Origin of the sequence: Candidatus Arsenophonus nilaparvatae (genome assembly GCF_045346035.1) — a bacterium.
GTDB classification, from domain to species: Bacteria; Pseudomonadota; Gammaproteobacteria; order Enterobacterales; family Enterobacteriaceae; genus Arsenophonus; species Arsenophonus nilaparvatae.
This window is the reverse complement of the sequence record NZ_CP158507.1, coordinates 1815358-1832786: the sequence shown is the minus strand read 5'-3', so window position 1 is coordinate 1832786 and position 17429 is coordinate 1815358. Positions and strand designations below refer to the sequence as shown.

The following is a 17429-nucleotide window of genomic DNA, read 5'->3' as shown; positions in this document are numbered from 1 at the left end:
TTTCTCCATTATTTCATTTACTCGCAGATCCTATATTTAAAATTACTAAAATATTTCTATCTAGCGATACTATTTTTCGATTTCCACTATCGGTAATAATGCCTATTATATTTTGCCTTCTCTGTAATTTTTTGTACACTAGTGGTGTTAAGTTTATATATGCGTTTTTCGATGGAACTAACTGACTTATAAGGAATATTTTATGGGAAGTGCAAATCGGAGGTGTAAATTAATCGGACAGTTTTTAATTAAAAGTTAAAAGTTTTTATAGATAAAGTTAGCTATATTAAAAAGACATAAAAAGCGTTTTATTGATAGCGCTGGTTTAAGAAAAGTAATCTATATATTTATAGTATAAAAAAAATTAAACTATCTATTAAGATAACTGAATTATCCGCTAAATATATAATTTATTAACATAATGATTAATCATTTTTTTATTTAATTATTCTAATGATAGCATTTGCAATATTTATACTAAATTTTACCTTTATCAAAGAAAGTTAATAATTTAAGCATTCGGTAAAAGTTTTATCGTATAATGTAGTAAGCCCAATCAATTCAGCCAGTTATAGCCATAAGCGAAATGAATGAAATTATGGTTTTTATACTTATGGTAATATATTAAATCAGAGGTCACCATGAACAAAAAAGGAATAAAAAAAGTTGGCGTTTTAACCAGTGGTGGTGATGCGCCAGGAATGAATGCCGCTATTCGTAGTGTTGTGCGCATGGGACTTTCTGAAGATTTAGAAGTTTATGGTATCTATGACGGCTATATGGGACTTTATGAAAATCGAATAAAAAAACTCAACCGTTTTAGTGTTTCTGATATTATTAATCGCGGCGGTACTTTCTTAGGCTCTGCCCGTTTTCCTGAATTTCGTGATAGTGAGAAGGTAAGAACCCAAGCTATTGAGAATATGAAAAAACATAATATTGATGCCTTGGTTGTCATCGGTGGAGATGGCTCTTATCGTGGCGCAAAGAAGATCACTGAAGCGGGCTTCCCTTGTATAGGTGTACCTGGAACTATTGATAATGATGTTGCCGGTACTGATTATACGATTGGTTATTTTACCGCTTTGGATACTATTGTTGAGGCAATTGATCGTTTACGTGATACCTCAACTTCCCATAAACGTATTTCGATTGTTGAAATAATGGGGCGTCATTGTGGTGATTTGACTTTATCCGCGGCTATTGCTGGCGGCTGTGAGTTTGTGGTATTGCCCGAAATACCTTTTGATAAGGAAGAGTTACTGACAGAAATTAAATCTGGCTTAGCAAGAGGTAAACGTCATGCAATTGTTGCCATTACTGAACATATTTATGATGTTAATGAATTGGCAAAATATATTGAAAAAGCAACGGGGCATGAGACACGAGCAACGGTTTTAGGCCATATTCAGCGAGGTGGTAGCCCAGTTGCGAGTGATCGAGTTCTGGCATCCCGTATGGGTGCTTACTCTATTCAGTTACTTTTACAGGGGTATGGTGGGCGCTGTGTTGGTATTCAAAATGATAAACTGGTTCATCATGATATTATTGATGCAGTTGAAAATATGCAACGTAAGTTTAAGCAGGATTGGTTAGATACGGCGAAGAAACTTTATTAACTGGTTTGAGCGGGTTGTAGCTGATAAAGTTTCGATATAAGCCTCATAAATTTATGAGGCTTATATGGTTTTATTGCGTGATGGTTGTATTTTTAGTCAACCATTGCGTTATTCGTTGTTTCTCATCATCATTGAGCCACATACCTAATTTGGTTCTGCGCCAGATGACATCATCTAACTCTGTAACCCATTCATTTTCGACTAAATAACGTAATTCAGCTTCGTATAAATTGTGGCCAAAAGCTTCACCTAGATCTGATAACGATTGTGCTTGTTTTAAGATCAAATTGCTATTACTACCGTAAGTGCGGGCATATCGCAATGCAATGCCTTCTGGTAACCATGGGTAGCGTTTACGTAATAGTTGGGCATAACCGTCACGATCACAGCCTTCGATATCACCACCAGGTAGCGTTGCTTCTTTAGTCCACGCTTTACCGGCATTAGGATAGTAATGAGCTAATTTATCTATCGCATGTTCTGCAAGTTTACGATAGGTGGTTAATTTACCGCCGAAAACAGATAGTAAAGGTGCTTTTCCTTGTTCATCATGGATGTCGAGGGTGTAATCACGTGTAATAGCTTGAGGTGAATCAGATTCATCATCACATAATGGACGTACCCCAGAGTAAGTCCAGACAATATCTTGCTGTGTTAGCTGTTTTTTGAAATGATCGTTATAAACTTTTAATAAATAATTGATTTCATTATTATCTATGTGAACATCTTTTGGATCACCTTGATATTCGACATCGGTAGTACCGATAATGGAAAACTCGTCCATCCAAGGTATAACAAAGACAATACGATGATCTTCATTTTGTAAAATATAAGCTTGTGAGCCATCGTGTACACGAGGTACAACAATATGGCTACCTTTAATTAGCCGGATACCGTAGGGAGATTTTAATTGTAACCCTTCATCAAAGAAAGATTTAACCCAAGGTCCTGTTGCGTTTACTAATCCTTTTGCTTGCCAAGTTTCTTTTTTGCCCGTACGTAAGTCTTCTGCTTCTACGACCCACAGCCCATTCTCACGCCAGGCTTTCGTCGCTTTAGTGCGAGTTCGAACTTCACCTTTATGTCTGAGAATTTCTTGTGCATTGAGGACAACTAAGCGTGCATCATCTACCCAACAATCTGAATATTCAAAACCTTTTGTCAATTCTGATTTTAAGACAGAGTTTTTACCAAATTTTAGTCCTTTACTTCCGGGTAGACTGGTACGTTTACCTAGGTGATCATAAAGGAAAAGGCCAGCACGTATCATCCAAGCAGGACGAAGATGAGGTTGATGAGGTAGGCGAAAACGCATAGGGAAAGCGATATGAGGAGCGAGCTTAAGCAAAACTTCACGTTCGGCAAGCGCTTCACTAACTAAACGAAATTCATAATGTTCTAAATAGCGTAATCCGCCATGGATTAGTTTGGAACTAGCAGAAGAAGTTGCGCTAGCAAGATCTTGAGCTTCTAATAGTAATACTGATAATCCTCGACCAGCAGCATCAGCGGCAATACCTGCACCATTTATACCACCACCTAGCACAATTAAATCTTTTGTTTTCATGCGTCCCCCAATGTTCGAGATTGCTCAAATATGTTCGTTTTCGCTCACAATTTTAATCAAATTAGATTCTAAAGCCAACTATTATTAAGTGAAGAAAAACCATTAAATTGAAGCTATTTATCATTTATTGGAAAAATAGAGAAAAAATAGCAAACTAATTAAGAAAATGAGTATTAATCTGGAGAGAATATTAGCTTATTAAGAAGTATAGCCACAGAATAGAGCAGGAAATAAGAAAATCTCCTGCGACAAGTGAGCATTAGCATATTTCAAGTGTTACATTATGATGCTCAATCATTTTGTGGATGTTTGCAGGAGGTGCTTTGTCAGTAAAAAGATAATCAATCATCTCCATACTACCTAGGTTAACCATTGCATTGCGACCAAATTTTGAGTGATCAGTAACCAGCATAACGCAACGAGAATTTTCAATAATCGCTTTTTTTGTTCGTACTTCATGGTAGTCGAATTCGAGTAATGAACCATCTCCATCGATACCACTAATGCCTAAAATACCATAGTCTAGACGGAATTGAGTTATAAAATCTAAGGTTGCCTCACCAACAATTCCTCCATCACGGCTGCGAACTTCTCCTCCTGCTAAGATCAGACGAAAATCCTCTTTTGCCATAAGTAGGGTTGCAACATTAAGATTATTAGTGACGATCCTTAAATTTTTATGATCCAGCAAAGCATAGGCGACAGCTTCTGGTGTAGTACCGATATCAATAAATAGTGTCGCTCCATTGGGGATTTGGCGCGCAACATGTTGAGCAATCCGTTCTTTTTCGCTCGACCACATCATCTTGCGATCGTGGTAAGCAGTATTAACAGAACTTGAAGGAAGCGCGGCACCTCCGTGATGGCGCTGAATTTTATTTTTTTCCGCCAGTTCATTGAGATCACGACGGATAGTTTGTGGGCTGACATTGAAATATTCAACTAACTTTTCAGTACTTACATAGCCTTGAATACGGGCAAGTTCGATAATAGTATCATGGCGTTGAGTTTGCTTCACAAAAACCTCAAGTATCACTATATGTATTGGTCATGTTTGGTATTATTTGGTTTATGTCTATTATCCCATAATCCCATTAATAAACCGATAATTAACCCGGCAGTGTGTGCCGTGTTAGCTATTTTCATGCCAAAAATATCAAAGTAACCAAGAAATAACCATAAAACAGCAAATATCATTAACCCTCTTGGAATAGAAATACCTTTTTCTGGGTGACGTTCACCGGTTAACCAAACGTAGCCAATCAGCGAAAAAACTACGCCGGAAAGACCACCAAAAGCAGAGCCACTAAAGAGCGATTGCCCCCAATTACTAAAAAGAGCTGATACAATAGCAATGACAAATAGTTTACCTGTACCCAATTGGCGTTCTACCTGACTACCTAAATACCACCACCACATTAAATTAAATAAAATGTGCATCAACGAAAAGTGAAGTAGGGCGGGGGTGAATATTCGCCAGATTTCCGTGTACTGAGTACTTGATGGCCAAGCAAGATAAGCCATTACGGCGTCATGACCGGAAATTAACATCCAAATATAAATAAAAATAGCTAAAAAGAAAACGATGATGGTTAGTGGCCCAGATTGTTTTTTTAAATAATCAACAGTGAGATAATTACGGTAGCCAAATTTTTTATCAATATGTCCCGTTTGCCAACTTGCTGCCTGATAACGTGAATTAAGAGGATCTTGCATAAACAGCTTCAGTTCTTGCTGCACTTGATCGAGCTTATTTTCATCATGTAGCCAGAGATCAAAAAATTTTCCCTGTGGTTCTGCGCGCATTTCGATAACAATGTTTTGCATCGCCATATAATCAATAAATGCTTGTGCTAATCTAGGATTTGCTATAGAAATTAAATGGATCATAACCAGTTATATCGCTTACGAGAGTGAGTTGATGGTGTGTGGGTATTCTCTCAACCATGCTTCAAAACCACCGTTTATGCTATAAACAGTTTCGAAGCCCATATTAACTAAATATTGTGCTGCGCCTTGGCTACTATGGCCATGGTAACACATTATCATTACCGGCGAGTCAAAGTCTGTTTGCTTAATAAAGTTATTTAAGGTCTCATTCGTGAGATGGTAAGCGCCTTTAATATGCGCTGAATAAAAACTTTGTAGGTCACGAATGTCGACCATGATGATGTCACCTGTTTGCCAAAGTTTATAGGCTTGTTCAACTGTAATTAATTGAAAATTATCCATAGTAATCTGCACAATATTATTTTACATTCGGAAAAACAAGATACTCTCTGTACTTTTAAAGAGTATCCATCATTGGCAAAAATGAGTAATTATTTTAATAATAAGAGTGATCACCACGCTGATGTTCGGTTAAATCTTTTACTCCTTTTAATTCGTCTGGGAACATATTTAGCAACTGTTTTTCAATACCTTCTTTTAAGGTAATATCGACCATTGAACAGCCATTACATCCTCCACCGAATTGTAGAATTGCATATCCATCGTCAGTGATTTCCATCAATGAAACCCGTCCTCCATGGCCTGCTAATTGTGGGTTAATTTGTGATTGAATAACATATTCAACTCGTTCAATCAATGGAGCATCGTCAGCCACTTTTCGCATTTTAGCATTAGGCGCTTTTAGGGTAAGTTGAGAGCCTAATTGATCCGTTACGAAATCGATTTCGGCCTCTTGCAGAAAAGGTGCGCTAATTTCATCAATATAAGCTGAAAGTTTATCAAATTTAAGTTCAATATCCGTCGCTTCGATAGCATCAGGAGGACAATAAGAGACCCCACATTCTGCAGAAGGTGTGCCAGGATTGATGACAAATACGCGAATTTGTGTACCAGGTTCTTGATTTGCCAATAGTTTGGCAAAATGAGCTTGTGCTGCTTCAGTAATATTAATCATAATCGATGCTCAAGTTTATCATTTTAGTATGTTTATCATACGCTCTTTTCCTTACTTTCTACAAGGTTCTGCATATTGCCCAGGCTTGAACTGAGTTTGCTCCAGCACTAATCAGCAACTTAGCAACTTCATTCATTGTTGTTCCTGTTGTAATGACATCGTCAAATACGGCAATATGGCAATCTTGAAACGATTTTTTTACCCTAAAAGCTTTACTAAGATTTTGGGTACGTTTTTTAGCAGAAAGTTGAGTTTGCGGTAGTGTAGCACGAGTGCGAATAATTGAATTAGTTTGAAATTGGCATCCTAACCAATAAGCTAATTGAGTTGCTATTAAACTGGCTTGATTAAATCCACGTTGCCAATGTTTACCATGATGCAGTGGGATCGCTATTATGATATCTGGTTTACGCCAGCGTTGTTGGCGATATCCTTGTTGCCAATAGAGTAGAAATAAGCGTGCAAGGATAAAGGCGATTTGCGTTATCTTTTCATATTTGTACTGCTGTATTAGCTTGCTTAATGGTGGTATATAAGGAGTAATGGCGACAAGATTGTGCCAATAGGGTGGAGTTTGTAAGCAGCGACCGCAAGCAAGGGTGAATTGTTCAACGGGTAAAGCACAGCGATGACAAACTCGTTTTAGATAAGGCAAATGTTTTAAACAGTAGTGACAAATGCCATGAAAGCGATATTTTAGTGTTTGGTGGCATAGCCAACAATACCCAGCCATTGTTAACATAATGATGTCCTTTTTTATACCTGTAAAGCGAGAATAACTATGACGACACTGTTTTGGCAGCAGTTGGGTAAAGGAAAACAAGATATTGTGCTATTGCACGGATGGGGATTGAATGCAGAAGTTTGGCGTACCATTGAAGTGGAATGTGGTTCTCATTTTCGTCTCCATCTAGTTGACTTACCTGGCTATGGTCGTAGTAATCTTTTTCCACCGATGTCGCTACAACAAATGGCAGAGGTAATTTGGCAGAAAGCGCCCAAGCAGGCTATTTGGTTAGGTTGGTCGTTAGGCGGACTGATTGCTAGTATCATCTCACTTAACCATCAAGCTGAAATAGCAGGTTTAATAACAGTGGCTTCATCGCCCTGTTTTGGACAACAAGAAAATTGGCCAGGCATTAAACCTACGGTACTTAAGGGGTTTGAACGACAATTACAGGTTGATTTTCATCGTACAGTAGAACGTTTTCTTGTATTGCAAACATTGGGCACTAAAACAGCTAATGGCGATATACGATTATTAAAATCGGTGATACTAGAGCAGCCGTTACCTTCTGTTGCCGTGTTAAACGCAGGTTTGGAAATTTTGCGAACAACTGATCTACGGCAATCTTTATTAACCTTAAATAAACCTTTTTTGCGTATCTATGGTGACCTTGATAGCTTAGTACCCAAAAAAATAGTACCAATGCTGGATAAATGGTTACCTAATTCGCCTTCGGTGGTAATAAAACATGCCGCCCATGCCCCTTTTATTTCTCATCCTAATCAGTTTATTCAATTGTTAGTCGATTTTTTGGGTCAATTGGAGAAATGAATATGGGGAGTCAGAATAAAAGCAAAAACATTCTTTATGCTAATCGAGTAAGCGATAATTTTAATAAATTATCGCTTACTCGCATAAATTAGAGAGAAGTAACTTGATAAATTTTTAGGTTACACTTTTTTATTTCGAGACATTGCTTACAACTATGGCCCGTTAAACAGGATGATTGATCAATTTGTTCTAATTTTCCCATGGCTGCTAATTTATCTAACATAGCCTCAATCATAGGTAATGAAGCAGAGAATTTCTGACTAATTTGGTAAGCATCCGTTCTGCCATACAGCGCAACCATATCTCTGACTTGCAATAAACTGATCATCTCATTACCTCTAGTGGCATGAACCACTTTGGCTGTGGTTACATTTATGGACATTATGATGGAGTTTTAGTGTTATGCGTTTACGTGAATGGCGCAACAATGCAATTAACAGTAAGTTAAACACGACGAGCATCCCAATAACCCACGCGCTATATTGTGGATGTTGTGAGAAAGTGGCTATTTGGTAGAACAAGGCAGAAACCGAATAAGCAACATTCAAGCCCCATAGAATAGAAAATGTCATCCAGTTTCGATTCGTTTCACGGGCAATGGCTCCTAATACAGAAATACAAGGCACATAAAGTAGAACAAAGATTAGATAGCTATAGGCTGATAAAGACGAACCGAATCGTGCTGCCATAGCGCCCATTGTACTGCTATCCATATCACCATCACCTTTACTGGCTTCAATAGGATTGGATAAGACACTTAAACTGAATGTTTCTTTTAGACTATCCCAAGTTTCATTAACCGCATCTTCTAATTCATCTAACAGATTAAATTGCTCGGCGTTAAAAGGTGTTTGAGTAATATTTTCGGCGGTGTACAGTGTATTCAATGTGCCGACAACCACTTCTTTAGCTAACGCGCCCGTAATAAGTCCAACGGTTGCTTGCCAATTATCATCATTGATACCGATAGGTTTCAATAACGGGGTAACGGTTTTACTTACTGACGCTAATGCTGATTGGTTAATATTATCAACGACTTTACCGGACAAAGAAAAACTATTAAGTGCCCCGATAATCATACTGGCAATAATAATCACTTTTCCCGCTCTTAAGACAAAGCCTTTCAATCTTTGCCAGGTCTGTAATAGTAATGTTTTTAAGTGTGGTACATGGTAAACCGGTAATTCCATGATAAAAGGGGAGGATGCGCCCCGTGCAACAGTATATTTCAATAACAACCCGGTTAGGATGGCAATGACAATACCTAATAAATAAAGAGAAAAAACAATACTTGCGCCATTTTTGCCAAAAAAAGCGGCCGCAAAGACAGCAAAAATAGCCAGCCTGGCGCCACAAGACATAAAAGGCGCCATTAAAACGGTGATTAATCGTTCACGAGGAGTATCTAGTGTCCGTGCACCCATAATAGCAGGCACATTACAGCCAAAACCGACAATCAAAGGAACAAAAGATTTACCAGGCAGACCTAGTGCTTGCATCAATCTATCCATGACAAATGCTGCGCGTGCCATATAACCAGAGTCTTCCAATACAGAAAGGAATAAATACATTAAACCAATTTGGGGAACTAATGGCAAAACAGTGTTGATACCACCACCTACCCCTTGGGCAAGGAAAACCGTCAACCATTGTGGAAAGTTAAAAGTATGGCCAATCCATTGAATTCCATGGATGAAAATGGCTTCTGAGCCACCTTCAAAGAGCGGTTGTAATGCACCACCAATATTGATAGCAAGTATGAACATCAAATACATGATAAAAAGAAATATCGGCACCCCAAACCAGCGATTAAGTACTATGTTATCAATAAATTGCGTTAAGGCATTCGGTTTTGCCGTTTCAGTATTAATCACTGCTTCGCAAAGGCTGGCAATAGTTTGATAGCGTGCATCAGCGATGATGAGCTCAGGCTCTTCTTGTTGTTGAGATTGTAAATGGGTTCTAATTTTATCTAATTTATCAGTGGAAATAGCGGCACGTTCCAGGCTATATATATCACCTTCTAAGATTTGTAGTGCTAGCCAACGGCGCTGTTGATGATTGAATTTATTATGGTCGATAATTTGAATTAAATTTTCCACTTCGGTGAGCAAAAAATCGGGATAGCGGATGAGGGTTGAAATAAGATTATTACTATGTTTATCAATCGCTTGTTTTAATTTGCTAATACCTTTTGCGCGAGTCGAAACTAGTGGGATAACAGGGCAGCCCAGGCGTGTTTGAAGTTCATCAATATTAATATGAATATTTTTGTTTTCGGCAATATCCAACATATTAAGCGCAACGATACAAGGCACACCTAATTCAATAAGTTGTAATGTTAGATAAAGATTACGCTCGAGGTTAGCGGCATCGATAACATTTATCAACATATCCGCTTCGCCACTTAGGATGAAATGACAGGCAATTTGCTCATCGAGTGAGGTCTGTTCTGAAATAGTAGTTAGTGAATAGGTGCCAGGCAGGTCAACTAATTCAATATCATATTCCGAGGTTGCAAAGCGACCAGCCTTTCGCTCAACAGTGACACCAGCCCAGTTGCCAACACGTTGGCGAGCGCCTGTTAATTGATTAAAGAGTGTCGTTTTACCGGCGTTAGGGTTGCCAATAAGGCCAATAGTTAATGGTTTCATAGTTTTGGTGTCAGATGAGTAATAAGCAATAGGCTATTTAGTTATCATAAAAAATATTTTTATACCGCTTGGTTGCCGGCATCGTCCAAATTTAATAACGCAAGATCTTTTTTTCTTAAGATCAAATTCATACGGCGAGTTTCGATTTGAATAGGATCACCAAGCGGCGCTATACGAATAACGTTAAAAAAAGATCCAGGTAACATACCTAAAGAAAGTAACTTTTGACGGTAAGCTGGATTTATTTCTGCTGAAAATCCGACAATTTTGTATCGATGATTAGGAAGAATTGACATAGACACTTCCACTCTAGAGCCAAAAAAAACAAAGATACCGCAAATGGGTACCAGACGAATAGTAAAATTAATGAAAAATATTATCATTCTCATATTAATAATGATAATCATCATTATATGCTACTCGAATTAATTTAGCGCTTTTTTTAAATGACAGCAATTGATATTGATCAATAGTTCTCTAGAGAGTGAAGTATTGGCATCAAAATTAGTGTTAATTCATTAGTTTTTATTAAAAAAACCATTTTCTAAAATTGAATATGCTAATAGTCTGATGTTAGATCAGACTATTAACTATATAATATATATTAACAATTAACGCTTTTTATTGAGTGCCGCCGCTAGTGCATCACCCATTACACTATTAGCGAATAGCGTATTGTTGCGTTGGGATGTTTTAGTTGAACTGGCTGAGGAGGCATTTTTGCCTGTCTGTGGCTTATAACGATGTTGTTGTGGCGTATCTGCTGTTTTCTCATCCAGACGCATGCTTAATGCAATTCGTTTACGGTTTAAATCAATATCGATGACTTTAACGGTGATAATATCCCCTGTTTTGACTAGAGAATGAGGATCTTTAATAAATTTATCGGACAGAGAGGAAATGTGTACCAAACCATCCTGATGAACGCCAATATCGACAAACGCACCAAAATTGGTCACATTGGTCACCGAACCTTCTAATATCATACCTACTTTAAGATCTTCCATGGTTTCAATGCCATCGATAAAAGTGGCTGTTTTAAATTCTGGCCGCGGATCTCGTCCAGGCTTTTCTAATTGTTTTAGAATATCATTTACCGTCGGAATACCAAATTTGTCTGTAGTAAACAATTCTGGTTTGAGATTATTAAGCACGCTAGTGTTACCCATAATCGTTTTTAAGGGTTGCTTAGTGGTTAATAAAATCTTTTCTACAATCGGATAAGCTTCAGGATGAACTGTTGAGGCATCGAGAGGATTATTCCCTGCCATAATGCGTAAAAAGCCCGCACACTGCTCAAAAGCTTTTGTACCAAGACGTGTAACTTCCAATAGTTGTTTGCGGTCATTAAAGCGCCCGTGTTCGTTACGCCAATTAACGACATTTTGCGCAATCGCTTTACTTAGTCCTGCAATATGTGAAAGAAGAGCAACAGAGGCGGTATTTAGATCAACACCGACTGAGTTTACACAATCTTCAACTACCGCTGTCAATTTTTTAGCTAGTAAAGTTTGGTTAACATCATGTTGGTATTGACCAACACCAATTGATTTGGGATCAATTTTTACTAATTCGGCTAGTGGATCTTGTAAACGGCGGGCAATAGAGACTGCGCCACGTAAAGAGACATCGAGTGCTGGAAATTCTTGAGCCGCTAACTCAGATGCCGAGTAAACTGAAGCGCCAGATTCACTAACAATTACTTTCTGGGCGGTAATTTGCGGGTACTGTTTTTTAACTGCGGCAAAGAAGCGTTCAGTTTCACGTGAGGCAGTACCATTACCAATAGCGACCAAGGCAACTTTATATTTCTCACATAAGGATGCAATAGTCGTTGCAGATTTAGCTGCTTGTCCGGTGTGAGGATAAATCGTATCTGTGGTAATGAGTTTGCCTGTCGCATCAACAATAGCAACTTTGACCCCAGTGCGTAAACCAGGATCTAATCCCATGGTGGTATGCATACCAGCAGGCGCTGCCATCAAAAGGTCACGTAGATTACGGGCGAAAACATGAATCGCTTCTTCTTCAGCTTTTTCACGTAAGGTGCCCATCAATTCTGTTTCAAGATGTAACAGAATTTTAACTCGCCATGTCCAACTGATAACGGCTTTTCGCCATTTATCTGCTGGTGCATTATTTAAATGTAAGCCAAAGTGTTGGGTAATAATTTCTTCACAATAACTTTCTTTTGGTGGTGATTCAAATTGTGGATCGGCATTAAGTGATAATTGTAAAATACCCTCGTTACGGCCACGAAACATAGCAAGTGCACGGTGGGATGGGATATGCGAAATAAGCTCATGGTGATCAAAATAGTCGCTAAATTTTGCACCTATGGTTTCTTTACCTTCAATAACTTTTGCCGTTAAATGGGCATTTTTCCACAAATAATTACGAATTTTGCTAAGTAAATTTGCATCTTCAGCGAAGCGTTCCATTAAAATATAACGAGCACCATCGAGCGCAGCTTTAGTGTCATTAATATTTTTTTGTGGATCAATAAAGGTTTCAGCTATCTGCTCTGGTATATGTTGGGGCTCATTCCATAACCGCTTTGCGAGTGGCTCTAAACCTGCTTCAATCGCTACTTGGCCTCGTGTCCTACGTTTTGGTTTATAGGGTAAGTAGAGATCTTCGAGCTCAGTTTTATTAAAAGTGCTATTAATCGCCTGAGCAAGTTCAGCCGTAAGCTTTCCTTGTTCATTAATCGATTTTAGGATAGTTTGGCGGCGCTCGTTTAATTCACGTAAGTAACTTAAACGTGTTTCAAGTTTACGTAGCTGGTTATCATCGAGTCCTCCTGTGACTTCTTTACGATAACGGGCAATAAAAGGAACAGTATTTCCTTCATCGAGTAATGTAATGGCTGAAAGTATTTGCGCTGGCGTTGTATCTAATTCATGTGCAATAATTTTGCTTAAGGATTTATTCATCATTTTAGTTTCTTCAATACTTAAATAGGACGCAATTAACGACTTATGTGCGCATTTATACGTGTTGAAAACAATAATTTCCAGTTAACATTATATTTGGATATTAGAACTTGATGTAGTGAACGAAAACTTTTTTTGAATTATATATAGTAATTAGTTTAAATTAAGGCTAATCATACTGAGTTTTTATTGTGAAAAATAATTATATTACTCGTGAAGGGTGGGACAACCTCAAACAAGAGTTGAAGTTTCTTTGGCGTGAGGAGCGGCCGAAAGTCACTCAAGCTGTATCAGAGGCAGCGGCGCTTGGTGATCGTTCAGAGAATGCGGAGTATATTTATGGTAAAAAGCGATTACGAGAAATTGATCGACGTATTCGATTTTTATCTAAACGTCTTGAAGTATTAAAAATAGTTGATCCTGATCCTCGGCAGGAAGGTAGAGTTTATTTTGGAGCTTGGGTAAAACTACAAGATGAAAATGGTGGTATTAAAGTTTTTCGTTTAGTTGGACCAGATGAATTTAATCCGGCTAAAAAATGGATTTCTATTAATTCACCAGTGGCAAGGGAATTATTAGGTAAACAAATTGATGATGAAGTTACGGTGAATACGCCAAATGGTATTATTACTTATTGGATATTGGAAATTAATTATCAAGGAATTGAGTTGTAAATGATATAAAATTAAAAAAATCAATAAAATGTAAATATTAATCTAAAAAAGCCTAATAGGAATTAGTTATATTATTATTGTCTTATTTGTTATTAAGACACTATATATAGGGATCTTAAAAATATTAGTGGAGTCAAAAAATGCAAGAAAATTATAAAATTCTTGTTGTGGATGATGATATGCGTTTGCGCTCTTTACTGGAGCGTTATTTAACTGAACAGGGTTTTCAAGTTCGTAGTACCGCCAATGCGGAGCAAATGGATCGTATTTTGACGCGTGAATCTATTCATTTGATTGTACTGGATTTGATGTTACCCGGTGAAGATGGCTTATCTATTTGCCGTCGTTTAAGGAGTCAAAATAATCCTATCCCAATTATTATGGTAACAGCAAAAGGTGAAGAAGTAGATCGGATTGTTGGATTAGAAATTGGGGCGGATGATTATATACCTAAACCATTTAATCCTAGAGAGTTATTGGCTCGTATTCGCGCCGTATTACGACGTCAGGCAAATGAGCTGCCGGGTGCGCCGGCACAGGACGAGGCGGTGATTCGATTTGGTAAATTCAAATTAAACCTAGGAACAAGGGAAATGTTTCAAGATGATGAGTCTATGCCATTAACCAGCGGTGAGTTTGCGGTTTTAAAAGTGCTGGTCTCATATCCACGTGAGCCTCTATCTCGTGATAAATTGATGAGTCTTGCTCGAGGGCGTGAATATAGTGCGATGGAGCGTTCGATAGACGTGCAGATTTCACGTCTTCGTCGAATGATTGAGGATGATCCTACTCATCCACGTTATATTCAAACGGTTTGGGGGTTGGGTTATGTATTTGTACCAGATGGTAGTAAAGCATGAAACGATTGCGTTTTTCCAGACGTAACACGTTTTCTCGTTCATTATTTGTTATTGTTACTTTACTGTTTGCTAGTTTAGTCACCAGCTATTTAGTTGTGCTTAATTTTGTTGTAATGCCGAGTCTTCAGCAGCTTAATAAAGTCTTAGCCTATGAAGTGCATACGTTATTAACAGAGAAAATTGAATTGCAAGATGGAAATGCAATTTTAATGCCGCCATCATTTAAGAAGAAAATCTATAAAGAACTGGGTATTAATTTTTATACCGAGTCGCGTGCTATGGCAAAAGGCTTACGTTGGGCAAGACATTATGAGGAATTAAGCCAGCAGATGGCGGAATATATGGGTGGCAAGGCGGATGTTCGTCTTGAAATTGCCAAAGAGCATCCTTTTTTATGGTTAAACTCTTATCTTGCCCCAAATGTTTGGATAAGACTGCCTTTAACTGAAATAGGACAGAATCAGTTCGCCGTTGTATTTCGTTATACATTGGCTATTTTTTTGACCATTTTTGCTGTTACATGGCTTTATATTCGTTATCAGAGTAGACCATTATTTGTATTAGAAAGCTATGCCAAGCAAATGGGAAAAGGTGTCATGGTTCCAGCAATCAAGGAAGAAGGTTCATTAGAAATACGTTATGTCATCCGCGCTTTTAATCGTATGTCGTCAGGAATAAAAATGCTGGAAAATGATAGAACGATATTAATGGCAGGCGTGAGTCATGATTTGAGAACTCCGTTAACCCGGATCCGTTTAGCAACAGAAATGATGAATGAAAAGGATCAATATCTAGCAGAATCAATTAACAAAGATATTGAAGAGTGCAATGCTATCATTGGGCAGTTCATGGACTATATATGTACAGGCAGGGAAATGAACATGGAGTTTTGTGACTTGAACAAAGTCCTACTTGAAGCTGTTAATGCTGAGAGTAGTTTCCTGTCTAATATTGAGACGCAGATTAGTTCATCACCTATCATTATTAATGCTAATGTAATTGCCATAAAACGAGCAGTAACCAATATGCTGGTTAACGCCCTCCGCTATGGGAATGGCTGGGTAAAAGTCAGTAGTGGTGTGATAAAAGATCATGCCTGGTTTCAGGTTGAGGATGATGGAGCAGGAATTAAAAAAGAAAGTATTCAACATCTTTTTCAACCTTTTGTGCAAGGTGAAAGGGCAAGAAGTAATGGTGGTACAGGACTAGGATTAGCAATTATTCGCCGAATTATTGATGCTCATGATGGTGAAATTATTATAGATAAAAGTAAACGGGGAGGGTTATCTATACGGGCAACTTTACCATTAATGGAAAAATAAAAAGCTATATTTTTATTTAGCCGTAATTTAACGGATATTTTATTATATTTTATGAAATCATATAATTCTTTGATTTTGAAAATTTATTATATCGATATATAAGGCTATATTTTTAAATAAATTGATTATTTATTTAACAGTCATAAAACTGTCATAAATAATACATCTTTCTGTCATCTAACTAACCTATTTTTTCCTCGTATTTTTTAACTCGCTACAATTAACAGAGTAATTTGTTTCTCTTTCATCTCAAATAGGAGAGATTATGAAATTGATGCGTTCTATCATCGTTAATATCATAGCCATGTTTTCTTTGACGGCCATGTCAGCTTTTGCGGCAACAAGCCTTACTGGCGCTGGTGCCACATTTCCCGCGCCAGTTTATGCAAAGTGGGCAGATAGTTACCAAAAACAGACCGGCGATCAGATTAACTACCAGTGGATTGGTTCATCTGGTGGGGTAAAACAGATTATAGCTAAAACGGTCGATTTCGGTGCTTCAGATGCGCCTTTAAGTGATGAAAAACTCAATCGAGAAGGACTCATTCAATTTCCAACTGTGATTGGTGGTGTTGTTCCAACAATCAATATTTCAGGTATTCAATCTGGACAATTGATATTAGATGGCAAAACATTGGCTAATATTTATTTAGGTAACATTAAAAAATGGAATGACCCAAAAATTGTTGAATTAAATCCAGGTTTAGCATTGCCAGCACAAAATATTACCGTTGTTCGCCGTGCTGATGGTTCAGGAACGACTTTTGTTTTTACTAGTTATCTGGCTAAGGTGAATGCTGATTGGAAAAGTAAGATTGGCACGGGTTCTACGGTTAGATGGCCAACTGGCATTGCTGGAAAAGGTAATGAAGGTGTTGCTGCCTTTGTTCAGCGTCTGCCAGGTGCTATTGGCTATGTAGAATATGTTTACGCTAAACAGAACAAATTAGCTTATACCAAATTAATTTCTGCCGATGGAGAAGCGGTGTCGCCAACAGCCAGTAGTTTTAGTGCCGCTGCTAAAAAAGCTGATTGGACTAAAACCTTTGCACAAGATCTGACTAATCAGGTAGGCAAAAATGTCTGGCCAATTACTTCTGCTACTTTTATTTTATTACATAAAGAACAAAAAAATATTGAGAAGGCGAAAGCAATATTAGCCTTCTTTGACTGGGCATACGATAAAGGCGCTGAACAGGCTAAGGCTTTGGATTATGCTACCTTGCCGAACGAAGTTGTGGCCCATATTAGGGCGGCATGGAAAAGTAATATAAAAGACGCTAATGGTAATCCTGTATATTGAATTGAGTGTGGCATCAGCTGATAGCAAAAAT

General features: G+C 37.9%; 16 protein-coding genes. 6 read left to right on the top strand and 10 right to left on the bottom strand.

What is annotated here, in order from left to right:
- Window positions 1-641 precede the first annotated feature (641 nt).
- Window positions 642-1619 (top strand): 6-phosphofructokinase, encoded by a 978-nt coding sequence (pfkA, locus tag WH390_RS08845; RefSeq protein ID WP_032115812.1) that lies wholly within the window; start codon window positions 642-644, stop codon window positions 1617-1619.
- Between the two features lie 70 nt (window positions 1620-1689).
- On the opposite strand, the gene glpD is transcribed toward pfkA, so the two are convergent.
- The 6 genes from glpD to gntX all read right to left on the bottom strand — a co-directional run bounded on the left by glpD (window position 1690) and on the right by gntX (window position 6833).
- Window positions 1690-3186: a glycerol-3-phosphate dehydrogenase gene (glpD, locus tag WH390_RS08840; protein ID WP_032115813.1), complete on the bottom strand. Its 1497-nt coding sequence runs from the start codon at window positions 3184-3186 to the stop codon at window positions 1690-1692.
- Between the two features lie 259 nt (window positions 3187-3445).
- Entirely contained in the window at window positions 3446-4204 is a 759-nt protein-coding gene (locus tag WH390_RS08835) for a DeoR/GlpR family transcriptional regulator (protein WP_032115814.1), read from the bottom strand.
- A gap of 17 nt (window positions 4205-4221) precedes the next feature.
- Window positions 4222-5076 carry a rhomboid family intramembrane serine protease GlpG gene (gene glpG, locus WH390_RS08830; protein ID WP_032115815.1) on the bottom strand — a complete coding sequence of 285 codons (855 nt, stop codon included), beginning with the start codon at window positions 5074-5076 and terminating at the stop codon, window positions 4222-4224.
- A gap of 15 nt (window positions 5077-5091) precedes the next feature.
- Window positions 5092-5418, bottom strand: coding sequence for a thiosulfate sulfurtransferase GlpE (gene glpE / locus WH390_RS08825; protein ID WP_032115816.1), 327 nt, complete (start codon window positions 5416-5418; stop codon window positions 5092-5094).
- A 94-nt stretch (window positions 5419-5512) separates the two neighbouring features.
- Window positions 5513-6091 (bottom strand): Fe-S biogenesis protein NfuA, encoded by a 579-nt coding sequence (nfuA, locus tag WH390_RS08820; RefSeq protein ID WP_032115817.1) that lies wholly within the window; start codon window positions 6089-6091, stop codon window positions 5513-5515.
- Window positions 6092-6149: 58 nt separating this feature from the next.
- On the bottom strand, window positions 6150-6833 hold the full coding sequence (gene gntX / locus WH390_RS08815) for a DNA utilization protein GntX (protein ID WP_032115818.1): 684 nt from the start codon (window positions 6831-6833) through the stop codon (window positions 6150-6152).
- A 39-nt stretch (window positions 6834-6872) separates the two neighbouring features.
- Between gntX and bioH the strand changes: the two genes are divergently transcribed.
- Window positions 6873-7649, top strand: coding sequence for a pimeloyl-ACP methyl ester esterase BioH (gene bioH / locus WH390_RS08810; RefSeq protein WP_032115819.1), 777 nt, complete (start codon window positions 6873-6875; stop codon window positions 7647-7649).
- Window positions 7650-7737: 88 nt separating this feature from the next.
- Here the strand turns inward: bioH and WH390_RS08805 are convergent, their stop codons facing one another.
- The 4 genes from WH390_RS08805 to WH390_RS08790 form a co-directional block, all read right to left on the bottom strand.
- Complete coding sequence (locus WH390_RS08805; RefSeq protein ID WP_032115820.1) at window positions 7738-7977, bottom strand: FeoC-like transcriptional regulator; 240 nt, start codon at window positions 7975-7977, stop codon at window positions 7738-7740.
- Between the two features lie 10 nt (window positions 7978-7987).
- On the bottom strand, window positions 7988-10303 hold the full coding sequence (gene feoB, locus WH390_RS08800; RefSeq protein WP_032115821.1) for a Fe(2+) transporter permease subunit FeoB: 2316 nt from the start codon (window positions 10301-10303) through the stop codon (window positions 7988-7990).
- Window positions 10304-10362: 59 nt separating this feature from the next.
- Window positions 10363-10599: a ferrous iron transporter A gene (gene feoA, locus WH390_RS08795; protein WP_032115822.1), complete on the bottom strand. Its 237-nt coding sequence runs from the start codon at window positions 10597-10599 to the stop codon at window positions 10363-10365.
- A 315-nt stretch (window positions 10600-10914) separates the two neighbouring features.
- The gene (locus tag WH390_RS08790; RefSeq protein WP_341860366.1) at window positions 10915-13242 is read right to left on the bottom strand and encodes a Tex family protein; all 2328 of its coding nucleotides are present in this window, start codon (window positions 13240-13242) and stop codon (window positions 10915-10917) included.
- 185 nt (window positions 13243-13427) lie between these two features.
- Between WH390_RS08790 and greB the strand changes: the two genes are divergently transcribed.
- From greB to pstS, 4 genes are all read left to right on the top strand, one after another.
- Window positions 13428-13913 (top strand): transcription elongation factor GreB, encoded by a 486-nt coding sequence (gene greB, locus WH390_RS08785; RefSeq protein WP_032115823.1) that lies wholly within the window; start codon window positions 13428-13430, stop codon window positions 13911-13913.
- A 140-nt stretch (window positions 13914-14053) separates the two neighbouring features.
- The gene (gene ompR / locus WH390_RS08780; RefSeq protein WP_026821896.1) at window positions 14054-14773 is read left to right on the top strand and encodes a two-component system response regulator OmpR; all 720 of its coding nucleotides are present in this window, start codon (window positions 14054-14056) and stop codon (window positions 14771-14773) included.
- Window positions 14770-16095, top strand: a complete 1326-nt coding sequence (envZ, locus tag WH390_RS08775) for a two-component system sensor histidine kinase EnvZ (protein ID WP_032115824.1) — start codon at window positions 14770-14772, stop codon at window positions 16093-16095. The genes ompR and envZ overlap by 4 nt, the downstream gene beginning before the upstream one ends.
- A gap of 265 nt (window positions 16096-16360) precedes the next feature.
- Window positions 16361-17398, top strand: a complete 1038-nt coding sequence (gene pstS, locus WH390_RS08770; RefSeq protein WP_032115825.1) for a phosphate ABC transporter substrate-binding protein PstS — start codon at window positions 16361-16363, stop codon at window positions 17396-17398.
- Window positions 17399-17429: the final 31 nt, after the last annotated feature.

Bases quoted from the DNA above. Each gene is read 5' to 3' on its own strand.
- pfkA (WP_032115812.1), top strand. From the start codon at position 642: ATGAACAAAAAAGGAATAAAAAAAGTTGGCGTTTTAACCAGTGGTGGT.
- glpD (WP_032115813.1), bottom strand. From the start codon at position 3,186: ATGAAAACAAAAGATTTAATTGTGCTAGGTGGTGGTATAAATGGTGCA.
- glpG (WP_032115815.1), bottom strand. From the start codon at position 5,076: ATGATCCATTTAATTTCTATAGCAAATCCTAGATTAGCACAAGCATTT.
- glpE (WP_032115816.1), bottom strand. From the start codon at position 5,418: ATGGATAATTTTCAATTAATTACAGTTGAACAAGCCTATAAACTTTGG.
- nfuA (WP_032115817.1), bottom strand. From the start codon at position 6,091: ATGATTAATATTACTGAAGCAGCACAAGCTCATTTTGCCAAACTATTG.
- gntX (WP_032115818.1), bottom strand. From the start codon at position 6,833: ATGTTAACAATGGCTGGGTATTGTTGGCTATGCCACCAAACACTAAAA.
- bioH (WP_032115819.1), top strand. From the start codon at position 6,873: ATGACGACACTGTTTTGGCAGCAGTTGGGTAAAGGAAAACAAGATATT.
- WH390_RS08805 (WP_032115820.1), bottom strand. From the start codon at position 7,977: ATGATCAGTTTATTGCAAGTCAGAGATATGGTTGCGCTGTATGGCAGA.
- feoB (WP_032115821.1), bottom strand. From the start codon at position 10,303: ATGAAACCATTAACTATTGGCCTTATTGGCAACCCTAACGCCGGTAAA.
- feoA (WP_032115822.1), bottom strand. From the start codon at position 10,599: ATGTCAATTCTTCCTAATCATCGATACAAAATTGTCGGATTTTCAGCA.
- WH390_RS08790 (WP_341860366.1), bottom strand. From the start codon at position 13,242: ATGATGAATAAATCCTTAAGCAAAATTATTGCACATGAATTAGATACA.
- ompR (WP_026821896.1), top strand. From the start codon at position 14,054: ATGCAAGAAAATTATAAAATTCTTGTTGTGGATGATGATATGCGTTTG.
- envZ (WP_032115824.1), top strand. From the start codon at position 14,770: ATGAAACGATTGCGTTTTTCCAGACGTAACACGTTTTCTCGTTCATTA.
- pstS (WP_032115825.1), top strand. From the start codon at position 16,361: ATGAAATTGATGCGTTCTATCATCGTTAATATCATAGCCATGTTTTCT.